We start from the raw sequence: 19,473 nt of genomic DNA on the forward strand, positions 1-19,473 counted from the left end.
TTCTGGATGGGGCGGCCGAGTGATCGACAAAGTCGGTTCCGGGCGGTTGGAAGATCGCGAAGAGTCCTCCTGTGCGGCGTTCGAAAAGTCCGCGCGTCCGGCGGTTTGGCGGACGCGCCGCCCAGGAAGAAAGGAGGGGGAGTCGCCCCCCTGGAGCCGTCGAGCGGTGGACGGCGCTCCCGGTCGCCAACGGATCTTCGACCTGTGATCCGTGCGGTCCGGGCGCCCGCCCGCCCTTCGGCGCCGACGACTCGCTGTCGATGTTTGCGCAGGCCAGGGCTTCACGACCGGCAGGGCGGAAGGACGCGGACATGGCACTCATCGTGATACGGCTGCACCCGGCCGAACCCACCAAGGGAACCGATTTCACGCCCTATCTCGACGGCTTGGAGATCGAGGCATTCGATCTTTCCATGGCCTCACCCCTGGAGGGCGCGTCATTGGGGGTGGCGACCTACCGGGCGCCGGTCGACCCGCCGCCGACCGACCCTTTCCGCCCTAATCAGAATTCGGATATCGTGCAGCACTGGGGTCCGGAGGAGGTTCAGCCCCCGCCGCCTCTTCCCGTGCCCGACGAGTTCAAGGCCGTGGCCACGGCGGTGATCCGGGTCCCGTCCACCGGCGAAGCCGAGCACTCCGCACCGGATCTGCGGCTGGTCATCAGGCGGAACGGCAATACCATCGTCCACCGGCAGTCGTACTTCAACGTCCCGGTGGATCCGCAGCAGAATCGTCCGCCCCGTCGTAATTTCCCGGATATTCCGACTTCCAGCCTGTATCTAACGCTTCCCGCACCGGGCACCGGGCTGGACACCGACGACTATGTCGAGGTGCCCTCGGACGGCACCCCGCCCCGTTTCACCGACCTGCGCAACGCCGTGCAGGCCGTCCTCGACGGTGATCCGGGAAGCGCGGCGCCGCTGCCGATCGCGGACCTGACGCCGCTGCAGGCCCGGCATGTCGCCTACGAGATCGTCTGGAACCAGTCGTTCCGGCCGCTGCCCGCGCCGAAGGCCCGGTTCATCGGTCCGCACGCGTCCAGGGAGCTCGACGCGCTCTACACCCTCCCCGACAGCGGCAGGGAACAGGGCGACGAGGTCAGCCGGGCCACCTTCGAAGGCGACCTGGACAGTTACTACGCCACCGGCAACGCCGATTCCGAACGGCTCGCGCCCTTCGTGTACGCCTTGGCCGCGGCTCTCAGGGCCGAGGCGATGAGCACCGCCGCGGCCAAGGCGGGCCTGCTGATGCCCGTCTCGCTGGCGCAGGCCCCGTCCGGGGCCAGGTTCAAGTCGGTACGCGTCGTCCTCGCGTCGGCCGTCCCCCTCGCCGACCCGCCCGCACCCCTGCAGCCCGCCTTCACCGTCCCCGCCGAGTACTTCTACGCGCTCGGCGCCACGCTGCCCACGAGCATCTCCGCCGAGCAGCGCTACCAGCTCCACACGCTGGAAGAGGAGGAGACGCTCAAGTCCGCCTTGCGGGCGGCCCTCGACTCCGGTGTGATCAAAGCGCCGGCGGGAACCGGCGTCGCCCAGGCCGCCAGGCGGCTGCGCGCCCTGGGCGCGGTCCAGGGCTCGGCGCCGGAGTACGCGTTGAGCGGGGCCGATCCCGCCCGCGCCAACGTGCGGGCGCTGGTCGAGGCTTGGCTGGCGTATCAGGGCGAGGACGTCCAGGGCTTCTGGTCCGGCGTCACCGACCCGGGCCGGCTCGCCGGCCATCTGGAACTCGTCCTGCTGGTGCTCACCGGCGCCCACGCCGCGCTCATCGGCGCGATCAAGACCGGGATGGGCGCGGACGCCGCGGACGACATCGACGACCGGCCGGCCGCCGACTGGCAGGCGCTGTTCGCCGGACCTGACGCCGCGGACCTGCTGCCCGACTTCACCAAGCCGGGCAGCGTCGCCGAACGGGTGGCGGCCTTCATCCGCCACGTCCAGCAGTTCTTCTCGGTCGTGCAGGAGGCGGCGCCGGTCTTCGAGGCACCGCCGGACGGGCCGCCCCGCCTCCCCAGGCCCCGGGGCGACCTCATCACCGAATTCATCACGACCTTCCCCGGCGGGGACTTCGAGTTCGGGCAGGAGTGGACGGACGCCCGGATCGCGGAGATCCAGGACCATATCGGCGCCATGCTGCCGGAAGACGAGGCGGCGCAGGACTGGCTCTACCAAGCGCTGGCCGCGCTCAACGAGCTGAGCCTCCTGACCGGTGCGGTGGAAACGGGTGACACCACGGGCTCGGGGGGCACGCCGCCGCCCTGGACTACCGAGCAGGCGTACTCGATCATGGAGGCGCTGTACGCCCGCGGGTTCACCGCCCGCGCCCAGATCGCCGACCAGGCCAGGGAGGACTTCCGGGTCGCGCTGACCGGGACGGTCGCCTGGGAGTACGCCGACACGCTCTTCGACCGCGCCGGTGGACGTCCGGACGCGTCCCCGGACGGCGAGGCACCGGACGGCGAGGCACTGGGCGGCGAGCCGTCGGGCGAAGGCGGGTTCAGGCCTGTGAACCCCGACGGCCGCCTGGTCAACTGCGTCCCCCAACCGCACCGTTCGCCCTTCGGTCCCGTCGCCTACCTGTACGACCTGCTCCAGCTGACCGAGGACTCCACCTGCGAGGAGCCGGGCGAGGGCGAGCCGGAGGGGGAGGAGGCCGGCACGCTCGCCGAGCTGGTCGCGGGCCGGCGGGGCAAGCTGGGCGAGCTGGCCGCGAGCCGACCGAACCTCGAGACTCCCGTGCCCGTGATCGACCTGGTCAACGAATGCCTGGAGGCCGCCGTCGACGGCCCGCCGGGCAGCGGCGGCGTCGTGTACGACACGCATGCCGAATCGCTCGGCGGCCACTCGCTGGCCGAGCACGACCCGGCGACGCTGTTCGCGGCGCTGCCCGAGCACTCCACCCCCGCCACCCCGGTCAAGCGGCCCGGCGCCTACGAAACGCTCAAGGCCGACTTCTCCAAGCCGTCCCTGCCCTACGCGCAGGCTCTGGACATCAACCGCACCTACCTGTCCCACCTGCGCACCAGCCGGTACGCGGCCATGCGCCACTTCCGCGCGAACATCACCGAACTGGCGCTCGATCCCGCCAACCAGCCGCCCGACTTCCAGCAGCACCTGTGGCGCTACCCGGTCAAGCGCGACCTCGCGGCCGAGTACCTGCACCTGTCCCCGGAGGAGCTCGACCGGCTGTTCACCCGCGACATACCCGAGCAGGGGCCGGCCGGGCAGCTCGTCCTGCACGAGCTGTACGGCTTCGATGCCGACACGGTCGGGGAGACGCACTGGACCGAGATCGTCGTCCGGCTCCCGGAGTTCCTGAAGCGCACCGGGCTGAGCTGGTGCGAGTTCCTGGAACTGTGGCGCTCGGCGTTCGTCCGCTTCGCGCGGGCCAGCACCGAGGGGCCGCGCAGATTCCCCGACTGCGAGCCGTGCGACCTGGGCGCCTACCGGATCCGCTTCCAGGACCCCGCGTCGCCCGCGGACGCGTTGCGGCGGCTGGCGGTGTTCATCCGGCTGTGGCGCAAGCTCCAGGGAGTGGCGAACGCGCGCTACGACTTCGCCCGGCTCCGCGACCTCTGCGTCGTGTTCGAGCTGTTCGGACCCGATGGAGCGATCAACCCCGACTTCGTGCGCAGGCTCGCCGCGTTCCAGATCCTGCGTGACGACTTCGGGATCGCCCTCACCGATCCGCTCGATCCCCCCGCGCCGGACGCGACCGGTCCCGACCGCACGCACCTGCTGGCGCTGTGGGCCGGTCCCGGTGCGGCCAAGCGGGCCTGGGCGCTGGACGAGCTCCTCGACCAGGTGGCGGCCTACGCGCAGGACCGGCACGGCTGCGCGCCGCGCGGCCCCGAGTTCATGAAGCTGCTGGTCGACAATCTCGGCCCGCTGTCACTGCTCGCCGGTTTCGACCCCGACCCGGCCGGCGGCGACCGCTGGGACGCGTGCCCGGCCCACACGCTGCGCTTCGCCGAGGTGCTGGCCAAGATCTACGCGTCCGACTTCGGTGTCGGCGAGGTGCTGCTGCTGTGCACCGCCGACCCGCACCTGGACGGCGACGATCCCTTCCCGCTCCAACCCGACAACGAGGCGCTGGACGACCCGCTGGCGCTGCCCGACGACGAGTCCGGCCATTCGCTGTGGGCGCTGCGGGGGCGCCTCACGGTGGCCGAGGGACGGCTCACCGACGAGGACGCGGCCGCCTGGACCTGGGACCGGATCGAGCAGACCCTCCGGGACCGGTTCGGCTACAGCCCGCCTCCGGCCGGGCCGGACCCGTTGCGGAGGCTCGGCACGCACTTCTTCCCGGCCGCCGCCGCCGCGGCGGGCATCCCGGTGGCGCCGGGGGACCGCCAGTACCGGCAGGCCCTCGCACCGACGTCCGCGCCGATGTGGAACACCCCGCCGGGGCCGTTCCGCTACGACACCGCCACCCACGAGCTGTACGCCGAGCTGCCGCTGAGCGGCGAGGCGGTGCTCGCCAAGCTGGCCCGGATCCGCCAGCTGAGCGAGGTCGAGCAGCGGGCCGTCCGCCAGCTGTACTTCTGGCCCCGCGCCGATCTGGCCCCGTTCGCGTTCATCTTCGCCGACCTGCGCGAGGCCGAGGAGCAGCTGATCGAGGAACCGGACGAGGAACCGCGGTGGGCGTGGTTCCAGCGGCGGTTCGCCCTCTTCTACCGGCGGTGCGAGCTGATCGCCGAGCATCTGGCCGCCCACGTCGACGCCTGGAGCGGGCGGCCGACCACCGAGCGCGCGGAGCTGGCATGGAGCGTGCTGCGGCAGCTGTCGGCCGACGAGAACGCCGGCACCTCGCCCTGGGAGCGCGACAGCGGAGAGCCTCCGTCGATGCTCTGGCCGGACCGCCCGTCCGCCGGCGCCTTCGCGGCCCTGCTCGGCCTCGCCGGCACCGGCCTGCCGGGGGAGTACACGGCGGAGGGCCGGGGCCTGGTCTGGCGCGAGACGCGCGGGCCGCTGTCGGTGTTCGGCGCCGGGGAGAACGCGGGCAACAGCCCGATCCCGACCGTCGTCCCGGCCCTGGACCTGGCCCCGACGGCAGGGGAACGCGAGTTCGTCGACTTCCGCAACGGCTTCGCCACCGCGAACGTGGACGGCCGCCCGCTCGGCGGGGCCGAGGGCTACACCGTGCGCTGGACGGGCACGCTGCTGATCGAGGCGGACGGCCGCTACGAGTTCCGGGCCGGCGCGCCCACCCCGGACGGCCGGCCGCCGGACTTCGAGGCCGCGGGCGGGCGCTGGCTCGTCACGCTGCGGCGCGGCCAGCGCCGCTGGATCGTGCTCAGCCACGACTGGCCGGACGAGACCGTCCCCGGTGACCGCGCCGATCCGCTGCGGCTGCTGCGCGGCGCCTACCAGCTCAGCGTCGAGCTGGTCCAGCCCCGCCCGGTCCATCGCGACGCCGAGGACCTGGCACCGGCCGTCGGGGGGTTCCAGCTCAAGTACGCGGGCCCGGACACCGGCGACGCCCTGATCGCGATCCCGCACTCGCAGCTGTTCGGCGAGCTCAAGGACGGCACCCTGGGGGCGGGCGTCCAGGGCCTGGAGGGGACGGCGCGGCAGTACCTGGAGCGGCACTACACCAGCAGCCTGCGCGACATCCGCCGCACGTACCAGCGCGCGTTCACGGCGCTGCTGTCCGCCCACCGTTTCGGGCTGTCGGCCCGGCCGGTCGCCGACGACGGGCAGGCCGAGATCGGCTACCTGCTCGCCCACCCCGACCTGTTCGCCGGAGCGTCGGCCTACCGGACGGGCGATGCACCGGCGGGCGCGTTCGCCGGCCATCACGCCTGGTTCGCCCCCGACCTGCTGCCGCTGCGCGACAACTACATGGCTCCGTCCCCGGCCCGGGACCAGCGGGCCGAGCCGTCGGCGCGGCGGCGGCAGGCGCTCTTCGACCAGTGGGAGCGGATCTTCGACTACACGTCCGTGCGGCGGGCCACGGAGCCGGCGCCCGAGCCGCCGCTGTGGCTGCTGTTCCACGAGGCCGCCGAGGACCACCCCGACATCAACGCCCAGCTGCAGCGCCATCTGCACGTGGATCTGCGGCACATCCCGCAGGCGCTCACCTATGTCGGGCACACCGTGACCACCTCCGACCTGCGGGACGACCGCTGGACGGTGCGGGTCTGGCATGCCGACCGGTGGCTCGACCGGCTCCGCGAGGACTTCCTGATCGAGGACATCCGGACCGCTCGGCCCGACCTGTGGGCGGCCGACGACCCCGGCGCGGCCGTCGGCGACGGTTCGGGCAACGCCGACCTCACCAGGTTCGTGCGGGACGGCTGCCTGGAGAACGGCGAGCCCCGCCGCTACACCGACGTCCGGGGCCTCAACGACGGACTGCGGTTGCGCGGGCGCGCCGGGCTGCTGGCGCACCTCGATCTGGACCCGCCCGCGGTCCAGGAACTGCTGCTCATGGACGTGGACGCCGGGCTGTGCCAGCGGGCGACCAGGATTGAGGAGGCCGTCAGCGCGGTCCAGACGTTCGTCCAGCGGGCGCGGCTCGGGCTGGAGCCGACCTTGCGGGTTCCGGCGCCGTTCGCGCTGCTGTGGGACCGCCGCTTCGCCACCTACCGGATCTGGGAGAGGTGCGTCCGCCGCCGGTACCACCGCGAGAACTGGATCGACTGGGAGGAACTGCGGGAGGCCCGGCGCGGGGAGGCGTTCCGTTTCGTCGAGGACGAACTGCGCCGCATGTCCCTGACGGCGCCCGTCCCCGGTGGCCTGCTGTACTGGCCGGGTGAGCGGCCGCCCGCCCATCCAGGCCTGACCGCGCTGCAGGCTCGCGAACCGGCGCTGCTGCGCCCCGTCGACCTCGACCACCATGGATTCGACCTGCAGGGCACGCCCCAGCGCCACGCCCGCCCGTCCTGGCTCGCGGCGGCGGTCCTCCCGCAGCCGCACCACACCATCGGAACCGGCGACCTAGTCCCGCTGGACGCGCCGATGGAGCCGTCGGAGCCGCAGCGTCCGCTGCCGTTGTGGGTTCAGGCCGCGATCCGCCTGGGGGTGCGCTTCGTCCGGATCGCCGCGGCGGGGGAGCCCCCGGCCTCGGCCGAGTTCGCCCCGCATCGGGAGGGGTGCGAGCCCGCCTGCTGCCAGGACTGCGGCAAGCCGCACAGTGCGGTGGTCGACGAGTACTACTTCTGGTTGCTCGACTCCCGCTTCTACAAGGCCGTCACCCAGGTCGCCGACGACGGCCACGGCCAGATGCCGGCCCCGACCGACCCGACCGACCCGACCGACACCGAAGACCCCGGCGGCAAGGTGCCGTGGAGCTGGCACGACGCGAACATCCTGCCGCGCCTGCTGCAGTGGTCGAGCGACCCGGCGGTCCACCTGGCCTGGTGCCGGGTGCACGACGGCGAGTTCACCCAGCCCCGGCGGTCATCGGAGCCCTTGCGCGTGGACGCGCCGGAGCCCGAGCTGGCCTTCGCCGGCAGGAGCGACGACTCGCTGCGGTTCACGGTCGAGGGCGGCGAGGCCCCGCAGGGGTATCCGTCCACGTCCGAGCCGGGTTTCCGCTACGACCTGGCGACCGACACCGCGACGCCCCTGCCACTGCTGTACGAGACCCCGCCGCCCCCGCATTACCCGGGCGGTCTGACGAGCTTCCCGTACTTCGCCTTCCACGCGCCCGGAACGCCGATCCTGCCCGCGTCGGCGCACGCCCCGGCCGTCGCCGTCGCGGCGAGCCTGCGCGCCCGCTGCCAGTTCGAGGCGGCCTTGCGCTGGTACGACCTCGCCTTCGCCCCGCTGCGGTCCGATTCGAGCTGGCTGTGCGACAGCGGCACGAACCACGACGAAGCCACTCCGTCGGCCGATCACGCCAAGCTGCGGGACCGGTCGATCCTGCTCAACTATCTGGAGACGCTCGACGAATGGGGCTCGGCACTGCTGCGGGGCAACACGCCGGAGTCGTTCCAGCAGGCCCGGCTGGTGTTCGAGACGGTGGCCAGGCTGCTCGGCCAGGCCCCGCCCACGGTGCTCGCGGAAGACCCCTACGACTACCCCGTGCCCGTGGCGGACTTCGTCCCCGACCACGCGCCGCTCAACCCGCGCCTGCTGGCGATCTACGAACGCAACGCCGACCGGCTCGCACTCGTCCACGCCTGCCTGAACGCCGAGCGGCTGCGGCGCGACCGGCGGCCCTACTGGAGCGACTCCACGCCGGAAGAGAGCACCCAGCCCTGCCTGGACGAGCTCGACTGGTGCGCCCCCGACAACCGCTACCGGTTCGTGTTCCTGATCCAGAAGGCGCACGAGCTGGCCGCCGACCTGCGCAACCTGGGCAACTCCCTGCTCACCGCCTTTGAGAAGGGCGACGCCGAGTACCTCGCCGCGCTGCACGCGACGCACGAACGCCAGCTGGCCGACCTCACCGTCCAGATCCGCCAGAACCAGTGGCGCGAGGCCGACTGGAACGCGCAGGCGCAGCGCAAGGCCAAGGAGATCGCCCAGACCCGCCAGCGGTACCACAACCTGCTGATCGAGAACGGGCTGAGCAACCGCGAGGAGGAGCACGTCTTCCTCACCTACGCCGCGCTGGCGCTCCGGGCGACGGGCAACATCGCCGAGGCCATCGCGCAGGGCATCGGCGCGACCCCGGACATCTTCGCCGGCGTCGCCGGGTTCGGCGGATCGCCGCTGTTCTACCAGCAGATACCCATCGGTACGAAGCTGGCCTCGGTGTTCGCGACCGCCGCCCGGATCGCCAACTCGCTGGGGGAGATCTCCACGACCACCGGAGGGCTGCGCCTGACCCAGTCCGGCTGGGAACGGCGCGAGGAGGAATGGCTGCATCAGGTCGACGTCCTCGGCCTCGAGATCCAGCAGGCCGAGCGGCACATCCTGGCCGCCGAGCGGCGCCGGGAGATCGCCCTGCGCGAGCTGAACACCCACCAGCAGCAGGTCGAGACCTCCGCCGAGGTGCACGACTTCCTGAGGGACAAGTTCACCAACCACCAGCTCTACCTGTTCCTGCAGCAGGAGACGGCGGCGATGCACGCGCAGACCTACGAGCTGGCCCTGTACGTGGCGCGTCAGGCGGAGCGGGCGTTCAACTACGAACTCGGGCACACCACGCGCTCGTTCATCACCGGCGAGGTCTGGGACGGGCTGCACGAGGGGCTCCAGGCGGGGGACCGGCTGGCCCTCGCGCTCAAACGGATGGAGCACGCCTACCTCGACGACAACCGCCGCGAGTACGAGATCACCAAGCACCTGTCGCTGCGCCTGCTCTTCCCGCTGGAGTTCCTGACGCTGCAGGCCACCGGCAGCTGCGAGATCGAGATACCGGAATGGCTGTTCGACCAGGACTACCCGGGGCACTTCATGCGGCGGATCAGGAACGTCAGCCTCAGCGTCCCGTGCGTCGTCGGCCCGTACGTCGGGGTGCAGTCAAGGCTGACCCTGCTCAGCAGCACGACCCGCGTCGATCCGCGCCTGACCGCCCCGCCGCACGCCTGCTGCCCGGACGGACGGCCGGGCAACGGCTACGAGGCCGCCCCCAACGATCCCCGCGTCGTCACCCGGCACACGGCGTCCGAGGCGATCGCGACCTCGGGCGGGCAGAGCGACAGCGGGATGTTCGAGCTGAAATTCGGCGACGACCGGTACCTGCCGTTCGAGTTCGCCGGCGCGGCCGGCCGGTGGCGGATCGAGCTGCCGGCCGAGAACAACCACTTCGACCTCGCCACCCTGTCCGACGTCGTCCTGCACCTCAACTACACGGCGCGCGAGGGCGGCGACGAGCTGCGCCGCGCCGCGAGCGAGATCGCGCGGCGCCACCTGCCCGGCTCCGGCGTCCGCTACTTCGACGTCGAGCACGACCTGCCGGACGCGTGGCGGCTGTTCGATCGGCGCTCGCGCGACCGTGCGATCCGGCTGACCCTGGGCCGGACCATGTTCCCGTTCCTGCGCGGGCGGCGCGATCCGCGGGTGACGCGGATCGGGCTGTTCCTCGAGGTCCCGGGCGCGACCCCGAGTACCCACCACACGATCGAGTTCGAGCGGTCACCGGGGTCGCGTCCCATCGACGTCCGCTGCGTCGCCGCCGCGGACTGGCCGGACCTCTTCTGCGGTGTACTGGAACTGCCGGAAGCCGCGGTCCTGGGCGGCGCGCCCGAAGTGCTGGGCGTGCTCCGGCTCCCTCCGGACCTGGGGCAGGCCTCCCGCGCCCACCTGCTGTGCTGGTACGACGTCGTCGACCGGAGCGCGCCCCACCGCCGGTGAGGACCGCTCGGTTCCAAGGCCCGCGTCAGTTCGGGCGCGGGCGAAGACGCGTGCGTCGCAGATTGCCCGCGTGCCGGTGTGCGGGGCCGGTGAGCAGCGCGAGCGTCAGCAGCAGCGCGGCGAGGACGCCGATGGCCAGCGGGCTGGGTCCTGCCAGTTGGCCATCGGTTCGGACGGCGCCCATGAAGTCCAGGGCTGCGAGGCCGTTGAACACCCCGTACCACAGCGGTGGATAGACGGCCTGGAAGAGTTTCGGTGTGCGGGAGAGCGTCCCGGCGGCGAGGGACAGAGAGGGGATCAGGAGCGCGCCGCCGAGCCACGCGCCTGTTCCGGCCCAGTCGGCGGTCGCGGCCATCCTGGCGAGCGGGGTCAGGCCCAGCAGGGCCGTTACGGCGAATCCGGCCGTCCACTCGGCGAGCACCCGGCGGTACGTGGCCGGATACGCGGCAATGAGCCCGTCGACGCCGTCCCGGTGGTGCCGGGTTCCCAGCCTCGACCAGAGCAGGACGGGCCACACCCATGCCAGCGGCAGCAACACCGAGCTGACGGCGTCGAGCGGGCCCGCCAGCCCGGCGACCGCCAGGCCCGCCGCGACCAGCCACCACCAAATGGGCGCGTCGCGCAGGATGAGACTCAACTCGCCGACCAGCAGTCTGCCGAACGTTCCGCCACGGGTCGGTGCCGTCGACGGAAGGCCGCGGAAACCGGACGCGGACGCGGGTACGTGTTCGGTCTGCGGAGCCTGCTCGGGCGCCTTGCGGAGACGGCCCCGCGCGGGGTCGAACCGGCCGAACCAGGCGACCGGCAGCAGCGCCACGGCAACGGCGGCCAGGACGAGCACCGCACGTCCGACGATGAAGGCCGGGGACAGGGGGAACCCTTCCCAGGCGAAGGTCTTCAGCGGTTCGGGAACCTCGGTCAGGCCGAGGCTGAAAGAGTCACCGGGCGATCCGATGCCATGGCCGGCCTTGGCGTCGCGTAGGGACCGGCTGATGTGCCGGGCGCCGAGGAGGTCGAACGGGGCCCGCGCGGACAGGCTGCCGATCGTGCCCGCCATCCAGACGAAGAACCAGGCGATGCCGCCGACACCGCTGCGCAGCACCGGGACGGTCTCGGACAGCAGGGCCGCGGCCGCCGTCGGCGCCACCAGCGGCAGTGCGATCACCGCGAACGGTGTCAGCAGCGCGATCGGGTCGATCCCGCGGTCCTCGCCGCGCGCGAGTTGCATCACCACCGCGGTCCCGGCCAGCACCGCCACCATCGAGCCGAGCACCATGGTGTTGCTGAGAAGCTTCGCCGCCAGGTAGGCGGAGGTGCGCAGGGGGGTGGCTGCGAGCAGGCGGCCCACGCCCGTGCGATCGTCGCGGTCGACGGCGTTGCGGACGACGTAGAAGCCGCCGAGCGTCAGCCACAGCGCGCTCGCCAGCGCGGTCACCGTACCGGCGTAGGCGCTGTTGTAGACGCCGCGGTGCTCGCCGATGTACATGATCACCAGGCGGCTTCCGGTGTCCGGCATGGCCAGATACCCCAGGCCGATCGCGGCCAGCAGGGTGATCGCGTAGGCGGGGCGGCGCACCCGGTCACGGAAGTCTCCCAGTGCCGTTCCGCCGATCGTGCGAAGCATCACCGGGCACCTCCCGGCATTCCCGCCGCCATGCCGGCGACGCCGGTGGCAGGACTGGAGTGGGCGTGGAGCAGGCCGAGGTAGGCGTCCTCAAGGTCGGGCTTGGCCGGGACCGCCTGCGGTCCGGGCGGGCCGGCGGCCAGTACGCGCATCCGCACGCCGTCGGCCGTACGGATCATGCGGCTGACCACGTGGCGTGCCCGTACGGCGTCCGCCTCGGCGGGGGCGACCAGCAGCTCCCACACCTGGCCCTGTGGCAGCTGGAGCAGCTGGTCGGGGGTGCCGTGGCGGAGCAGCCGGCCGCCCGTCACGATGGCGATGCGGGAGGCCACCGACTCGATGTCGGAGACGATGTGGGTGGACAGCATGACCACCCGGTCGGCTGCCAGGTCGGCGAGCACGTTGCGGAACCGTGCCCGCTCCTGGGGGTCGAGTCCGGCCGTGGGCTCGTCCACAATGATCACTTTCGGGTCGGCGAGCAGCGCCTGCGCGATCCCGACCCGCCGCAGCATCCCGCCGGAGTACTTGCCCAGCGGCCGCTTGGCGGCCCCGGTGAGAGCGACCATCTCCAGCAGTTCGTCGATGCGCGCCCGCGCCGAGCGCGCCGACAGGCCCTTAGCCGCGGCCAGGTAGGCCAGGAACTCCCGGGCGGTCAGGTTGGGGTACACGCCGAAGTCCTGCGGCAGGTAGCCCAGATTCCGGCGCAGCGCGTCAGGAGCGGCGACGGCATCGGCGCCCTCGAACAGAAGCCTTCCCGAGGTGGGGCGGGTGACGGTGGCGGCGATCCGCATCAGCGACGACTTGCCGGCGCCGTTGGGGCCCAGCAGGCCCACAAGGCCCGGGCCCAGGCTCATCGTGACGCCGTCGACGGCGAGTTTGCCGCCCCTGTACATCTTGGTGATGTCGATCAGTTCGAGCATGGCCTCAAGGCTCCGGGCTCCGGGCGCCCGCCACATCTGCCGTCCGGCAGATATCCGGCCGTTCCGGGGCGGTCAGGATAGGCCGAAAGGAGGAGGCGACACGGAAGGGAGGAGGCGCGCGGGAGGTCAGCGGCGGGCGAGGCCGTGCTGCCAGGCCCATGAGGCGATCTCCACCCGGTTGCGGGCGCCCAGCTTGCGGTGGATGTTGGCCACGTGCGTCTTGGCGGTGCCGGCGGCGATGAACAGCTCGGCGGCGATCTCGGCGTTGGTACGGCCCAGGGCGACCAGCCGTACGACCTCGGCCTCCCGGTCGGTGAGCGGTACCTCCGGCTCGTCCCGCGGGGCGGGGCGGCGAGGGGTGAACCGGTCGAGCAGCCGCACGGTGATCGCGGGGCTGATCATCGCGTCGCCGGCGGCCGCCGCGCGGACGCCTTCGACGAGCAGTGCCGGGGCCGACCGCTTGAGCAGGAACCCGCAGGCGCCGTCGCGCAACGCGGCGTGCACGTACTCGTCGAGGTCGAACGCGGTGACGACGACGACCCGGAGCGGATCCGGCACGTCCGGTCCCGCGAGCCGCCGGGTGACCTCCAGCCCGTCGATGCCCGGCATCCGGATGTCGGTCAGGACCACGTCGGGACGGAGCCGCCGGGCCAGCGCGACGGCGGTGACTCCGTCGGCCGCGTCCCCGACGACCTCCAGGTCGGGCTGGGCCGACAGGATGATCCGGTAACCGCCGCGGATGTCGTCCTGGTCGTCGGCGATGAGGACGCGAACGGTCATGACCGGGACCCTGCCCGGGCGGGAAGCGGGAGCAGGGCGGAGACCCGCCAGCCGCGCTCGCCGCGGGGACCGGCCGCGAACTCGCCGCCGCCGGCCTCGACCCGCTCGGCGAGGCCGGCGAGGCCGCGGCCGCCTTCGCCGGGTGTCCGGTGAGCGCGGGACGTCCCGCCCGGCCCGTCGTCGGTCACGGTGACGCGGACGGCGGGGCCGGGGACCTCGGTCACCGCGACCTCGACGGCGGCGGCGCCGGCGGCGTGCCGCCGGACGTTGGTCAGCGCCTCGACGATCACCCGGTACGCGGTCGCCGACGCCTCGCCCGGCGGATCGGCCTGCACGACCAGGTGCACCTCGGCGGCCGTGGACTCGGCGAAGCGGTCCGCGAGGTCGGGCAGGTCGGACAGCGTGTAGCGGGGGTCGTGGTCGTCGCGGTCGTCGTGCAGGACGCGGACGGTACGGTCCATCGACGCCATCGCGCGCACCCCGGCGTCCTCGATCCGCCGCAGCGCCGCCAGCGCGACCCTCGGATCGCCGCTGACCTGCGCCGCCTGCGCCTGCACGACGATGCCGCTGACGTCGTGCGCGACGAAGTCGTGCAGGTCGCGTGCCAGGTCGAGGCGCTGGAGTCGGCGGGCGTGCTCGACGGCGCGGGCCCGCCGCGCGTCCAGGTAGCGCGGATAGGCGCCCGCGGCGGCGGCCGCGGCCGCGGCCATGGCGCAGAACAGGCAGCCGAGCACGGCACCGCGCGTCGTGGCGGGCGGCACGACATGGAGGGTCAGCCGCAGCGGCAGCGCGATGACCGCGGCGGTCAGCGCCGTCCCCGCCGCCAGCGCGGCGCGCGCGGGCGCCCGGCGTGCCACCACCCGGAGCAGCAGCAGCGAAGTGGCGAACTCGGCCAGCCACCAGAGCGCGGCCCCGTTCTCGGCCGGCCCCCGGTAGGCGGCGGTGACGGCGAGCGACACGGCCGCGAGCGCGCCGGCGCCCTCCGCCCTCCGCGAGCGCGGGCAGGCGAGGAGCACGCCGCAGGTCAGCACGGCGGAGCCGATGATCGGGATGTCCCCGGCGCTAGCCATCCCGGCCGCCGGGCGGGCTATGCCGAACGGTGTAGGTCCTCGCCCGGAAGATCTCCCGGACGGCCGATGCCGGGGCGGGGGTGCGGTGACGAGGCTGGTCCGCATGAACGATCACCCGATGATCATACGGAGCGGGGTGACCGCGCTCATGGCGATCGCCGCCCTGGCCGCGCTCACCGCCCCGGCGCCGGCCGAGGAGGCTCCGGGCACGCTGCTGCGCGTGGACGCCGGCCGCGACGGGACCCTGTCGGCCGCTGACGACGCCGGGCGCGCGACCTGGACCTCCGGCCGCGGAGCGATCATGCTGCCGAACCTGGACGACGACACGTCCCGCTGCCCCGCGACCGGCTCGTCCGGCGCCCGGCTCACCGACGCCGCGCTGGCCGCCTGTCATGACGCGGCCGACGCCGTCGTGAACGGCGCGGCCGATCTCGCCGACCTGGCACCGATGCGGCTGCTGCCCGTGCCCGGGACGACCGACTCGGCGCGGGCGACGCTGACGCCCGACCCGCGCTCCCGCGACAAGGTGCGCGTCTTCATCGAGCGGGACGGCCGGTACGTCGCTCTCGGGGCGGACGGCGCCGTACGTCCCGGCGAGCTTCGCGACGGGGCGAAGTTCGCGGTCGAGGCGCGCGACATCGTCCGCGATCCGGCCGTGTGGGCGGGCTTCAGCGACCTCACGCTGACCGTGACCGACCAGGGAAAGATCAGCACAGACCGGGTACGGCTGAAGGTCGCCCCCGTGCTCTTCCAGCACGACCTCCTGCCCCTGCGGCGGGCCGTCGTGGCCGACCCCGCACAGCCCGCCTCTCTCGAAGGGGGCGAGGCGCCCGGCGAGCCCAGTCCGGGCGCGGCCGAGTACCGCCGGGATCTGCGGCGCGGTCTGGACGCCGAGGGACTGAACCGTCCGTTCGTCGAATCGCCCGCGGGCGGCGACCAGTGGATGGGCGACATGTTCAAGGCCGGCTACGCCTCGATGCCGGGACCGGGTGGCAGGGAGCACCGCATCACGGTGAACCTCAGGTCCCCCGCGATCATGCCGGACTCCACGGACCGGGACCGGCCGCTGCGCGACGCGTCCCGCCCCGTCTTCACGATGATGCGTGGCAAGGACGTCGCGGGGATCCAGGAGTTCGACGCCACCCGCATCGACCGGCCGGACGACAACCTCTACTATGGTTCGGCCAGTTCATCCGGCAATTTCGGGACGATCCCCCCACACGGCAAGTATCCGACCGGCCGGATCGTCTACGGCGGATCGGGGAAGTTCTCCCCGGACTCCGACTTCACCCGGATGCTCGCCGCCCAGGGCCGGCAGGATCCGATCGCGGTGGACACGAGCTGGCTCGGCGTCGGGCACCTCGACGAGTTCCTGCACTTCGTCCCCGCCAAGAACGGCCGCGGCTGGGCGGCCGTGGTCGCTGATCCGCGCATGGGCATGGACCTGCTGGAGAAGCTGGCGGCCGGGGGCGGCGGAGGTCAGCGGCTCGTCGAAGGCGTGGACCCGCAGAAGACCGACGACCCGAACATCACCGTCGCGGAGGCGCTGCGCAAGCCCGAACTGCAGGAGGGCGTCCGTCTCGCGAGCCAGGGCATCGACGGGGCACTGCGGCGACTCCGCGAGCAGGCGGGGATCACCGAGCAGGACATCATCCGCATCCCGGCTCTCTTCAAGAAGCTCGACATCCCTGCGGACTATCCGCGCGAGAACCTGGTGGCGACCTACCTCCCCAATGCCGCCAACGGGATCAGCACCGGCACCGGCGGCTATCTCGCACCCGCCCAGCACAGCCCCCGCACCGGCGGAAAGGACCTGTTCGAGCTCACCACCGAACGGGCGCTGGCCCAGGCCGGTGTCCGCGTCCGCTGGATCGAGGACTGGGAGTACTCCCACAACGTCGGCACCGTCGGCGGCGACATCCACTGCGTCACCAACGTGCAACGCGACCTGAGCGGCACGGCCCCGTGGTGGAAGCCCGCCTGACGGCGGCCGTGGACCAGGACACCGCCGCCCGGGAGAATCGGGCGGCGGTCTCGTCTCCGACCGCCCCTGCGGCCGTCACGCCTCGGCGAGCAGCCTTGCCATTCCCGACTGGCTGAAGACCTCCCGGGACGCCAGTGCGATCGCGCCGGTGATTCCGGCGTCGGTGCCGAGCTGGCTGGAGGTGATGATGAGCTTGCGCGTCGCCAGCGGCAGGGCCTGTTCGTAGACGGCGGCGCGGACCCCGGACAGGATCTCGTCCTGCAGTTCTGTCAGGGGGCCGCCGAGGACCAGCATGCGCGGGTTCAGGGTGTGCACGAGCATCGCCACGACCTCGCCGATGTGGGCGGCCGCCTGGCGGATCCGGTGCAGCGCCCGGGTGTCGCTGTCGGCCACCAGGCGGGCCAGCTCGCGCGGGGCGTGCAGGCCGTCGCCGAACGAGGACGACGCGATGCCGAGATCCGCGAGCACCGCGCGATGGCTCGCCACGGCCTCCAGGCAGCCGGTCTTGCCGCACCTGCAGATGACGTCGCCGCGCGTGGACGCCCGGATGTGCCCGATGTCGCCCGCGGCGCCGTCGGCGCCGCGGTGCACCGACCCGTCCGCCGTCACGATGCCGGCGCCTATGCCGGACGCGACCTTGATGGCCAGCAGCGGCGTGTCGGCCATCTCCTGGGTGGCCTCGCCCAGCGCCATGAGGTTCACGTCGTTGTCGACGGTGACCGGGGCGCCGAACTGCTTGCGCAGATGGTCGCCGACGGGGTAGGCGTCCCAGCCGGGCATTATCGGCGGGCGCACCGCGCAGCCGCGCTGGAAGTCGACCGGTGCCGGTAGCCCTGCGACGACGTGGCGCACCCGGGCCGTGTCCTGGCCGTGCTCGGCGAGCATCGAGCGCAGCCGCTCGGTCACCGCGGCCAGCAGTTCCTCGGGGCCGCCGTCGACGGACATGTCGACGATGTCGCGGCCGAGGACGGTGCCGCTGAGGTCGGAGATCGCCAGCTGGGTCGCGGCGACGTCCACGTCCAGCACCGCGATGGTGCCGGCCAGCGGGCTGACGGCCAGCGCCCGGGGCGGCCGGCCGCGCACCGACTGGTTCGCCTCGCTCTCCTGGACGATGCCGAGGTCGATCAGGTTGTCCACCTGCTGGCTGACCGTCGAGCGGGCGAGGCCGGTGAGGCGCGCGATGGCCGCACGGCTGGTCGCCTCGCGGGAGGCGATCATGCAGAGCACCTTGTGGAGTGCGATCGCCACGGGCGGCAGGGGCTGTTCACCGCCCGGAGGCGCATCTTTTTGCATGCGATAAAACTAAAGACGACACCTTGTGCCTGTCAATGAGCTCAATCATGCTCTGTATCTCCCGATAAGTCCACTCTGTGGAGGTCTGAACGTGGCGCACCCGCGCCCGAGCGATCATGAGCCGCGGCCGGGCCCGCGCCCCGGTCGCAGGCCCGGAATCAGGGTCGCCGTCGCATCTCGGCGATTTGCTGGTTGAGCTCGCTGACCTGCCAGGCCAGCTCGCGGATGAGCCGCTTGTGGTGCTTTCGCTTCTTGCCCTTCTTGCCGGGCCACAGGAGGCTCAGGGAGCCGCCCGCCGGACCGGTGCCGGGGTGCGCCCACCGGTGCTGCCGGGAGCAGCCGGGCCAGCAGGCGCCGGATCCTGTCAGGGCCGTCGCGCATGTGCCCTGGACGGTGCCCTCCTGGCCGGACGGCACGTACACCACGTGCACCGTGCCGCCCGGGATCGGCCGATCACCGACGCAGACGTGTGCCGGGTGCGCGCATGCGGCGACGGGCGGAGTCTCGGAGCCGCCGTCGGAGGTGTCGGGGGCGGTTTCGGCGGTGGCCGTGTTGGACGTGGAGGTCAGCGGCTCTTCCTCTCCACGGGTGTTGACGTAGGTGGCGGTGGCCTGGTTGGCCAGCGTGCGGCCGGCGCCGTCGCGCTCGACGCGGACCTGGAACTCGACGGTGACACCCCCGGGCAGGTCGGCGGTGGAGACCAGGGTGCCGCCGCGATCGGCGGTGGCGCCCTGCCCCAGCGGCAGGGTGAGCGTGCGGGTCTGCGGGTCGTAGCGGCCGTCGGCGGCGTCGCCGGGCCCGTCGACGATCCGCAGCGAGCCGGGGACGTAGCCGGCGCCGTCGGGGACGGCGTCGCGCAGGATCAGGCTCTCGGCCGGGACGCCGCCGTGGTTCTTCAGGTTGACGGTGCAGGTGATGGTGTCGCCGACCGCGGTGTCGCTCTCGGGCTCGGCGGTCGCCGTCACCACCACGCACGGCTCCGTCCCGAACACGATGTCGTCCAGGAAGTTGCCGACGGTGGGGTCACCGGTGCCCGTGGCGCCGGCCTCGAAGGCGAACCGGGTCACGGTCTGGCCAGAGGGCACCTTGTAGACGCCCGAGTGCGGGCCCCATGCCGCGACGCCGTCGGTGAAGGTCCAGGTCTTGTCGGCCTGGCCGTCCGGCGGCCCGATCTTCACCGACATGGTGTCGTCGCCGCTGCGTCCGCGATGCCGCAGGCTCCAGTACAGCGTGCTGCCGGGCGTGGTCTCCAGGTCCTGGTAGAGCGTCGAGGCCTCGTTGGCGTTCAGCTCGGCGTACTGCTCGCCGTGCGCGGCCTCCCTGCCGCTGCGCTGGTGCCAGATCTCGATCAGGTGGTCGGACGCCGTCGTCCGCCAGCCCGGCACCGACCTGTCACCCGGCCGGGAGGCGTCCGGCAGCCGGTTCTCGATACCGCTGCTGACCTTGGGTTCTTCGAAGCTGCCATTGACGAGGGCGACCTGCTTGGGGACGTCCTGCAGCGTGGGGGACTGCGAGGCGCGGGCATCACGGGGGGCCATGTGGTCCTTTCACGCTG

Annotated in this window: 8 protein-coding genes; 2 read left to right on the plus strand and 6 right to left on the minus strand. The window is 72.6% G+C overall.

Annotated features, from left to right (window positions below; all coding sequences use genetic code 11):
• The first annotated feature begins 311 nt into the window (after positions 1 to 311).
• Positions 312 to 10,247, plus strand: coding sequence for a Tc toxin subunit A-related protein (locus ABD340_RS35050; protein WP_344594924.1), 9,936 nt, complete (start codon positions 312 to 314; stop codon positions 10,245 to 10,247).
• Positions 10,248 to 10,272: 25 nt separating this feature from the next.
• Here ABD340_RS35050 and ABD340_RS35055 read toward each other — a convergent pair whose 3' ends face one another.
• From ABD340_RS35055 to ABD340_RS35070, 4 genes are all read right to left on the minus strand, one after another.
• The gene (locus ABD340_RS35055; RefSeq protein WP_344594926.1) at positions 10,273 to 11,871 is read right to left on the minus strand and encodes a hypothetical protein; all 1,599 of its coding nucleotides are present in this window, start codon (positions 11,869 to 11,871) and stop codon (positions 10,273 to 10,275) included.
• Positions 11,871 to 12,791, minus strand: coding sequence for an ABC transporter ATP-binding protein (locus tag ABD340_RS35060; protein ID WP_344594927.1), 921 nt, complete (start codon positions 12,789 to 12,791; stop codon positions 11,871 to 11,873). The genes ABD340_RS35055 and ABD340_RS35060 overlap by 1 nt, the downstream gene beginning before the upstream one ends.
• Positions 12,792 to 12,917: 126 nt before the next feature.
• Positions 12,918 to 13,571: a response regulator gene (locus ABD340_RS35065; protein WP_344594928.1), complete on the minus strand. Its 654-nt coding sequence runs from the start codon at positions 13,569 to 13,571 to the stop codon at positions 12,918 to 12,920.
• The gene (locus ABD340_RS35070; RefSeq protein WP_344594929.1) at positions 13,568 to 14,641 is read right to left on the minus strand and encodes a sensor histidine kinase; all 1,074 of its coding nucleotides are present in this window, start codon (positions 14,639 to 14,641) and stop codon (positions 13,568 to 13,570) included. The genes ABD340_RS35065 and ABD340_RS35070 overlap by 4 nt, the downstream gene beginning before the upstream one ends.
• Positions 14,642 to 14,759: 118 nt before the next feature.
• Between ABD340_RS35070 and ABD340_RS35075 the strand changes: the two genes are divergently transcribed.
• Positions 14,760 to 16,625 (plus strand): protein-arginine deiminase family protein, encoded by a 1,866-nt coding sequence (locus ABD340_RS35075; protein ID WP_344594931.1) that lies wholly within the window; start codon positions 14,760 to 14,762, stop codon positions 16,623 to 16,625.
• Between the two features lie 75 nt (positions 16,626 to 16,700).
• On the opposite strand, the gene ABD340_RS35080 is transcribed toward ABD340_RS35075, so the two are convergent.
• The gene (locus ABD340_RS35080; protein ID WP_344594932.1) at positions 16,701 to 17,873 is read right to left on the minus strand and encodes an ROK family transcriptional regulator; all 1,173 of its coding nucleotides are present in this window, start codon (positions 17,871 to 17,873) and stop codon (positions 16,701 to 16,703) included.
• 203 nt (positions 17,874 to 18,076) lie between these two features.
• Complete coding sequence (locus ABD340_RS35085; RefSeq protein WP_344594934.1) at positions 18,077 to 19,456, minus strand: hypothetical protein; 1,380 nt, start codon at positions 19,454 to 19,456, stop codon at positions 18,077 to 18,079.
• Positions 19,457 to 19,473 lie beyond the last annotated feature (17 nt).

It is taken from the genome of Actinomadura vinacea, assembly GCF_039532545.1.
Taxonomy (GTDB): Bacteria; Actinomycetota; Actinomycetes; order Streptosporangiales; family Streptosporangiaceae; genus Spirillospora; species Spirillospora vinacea.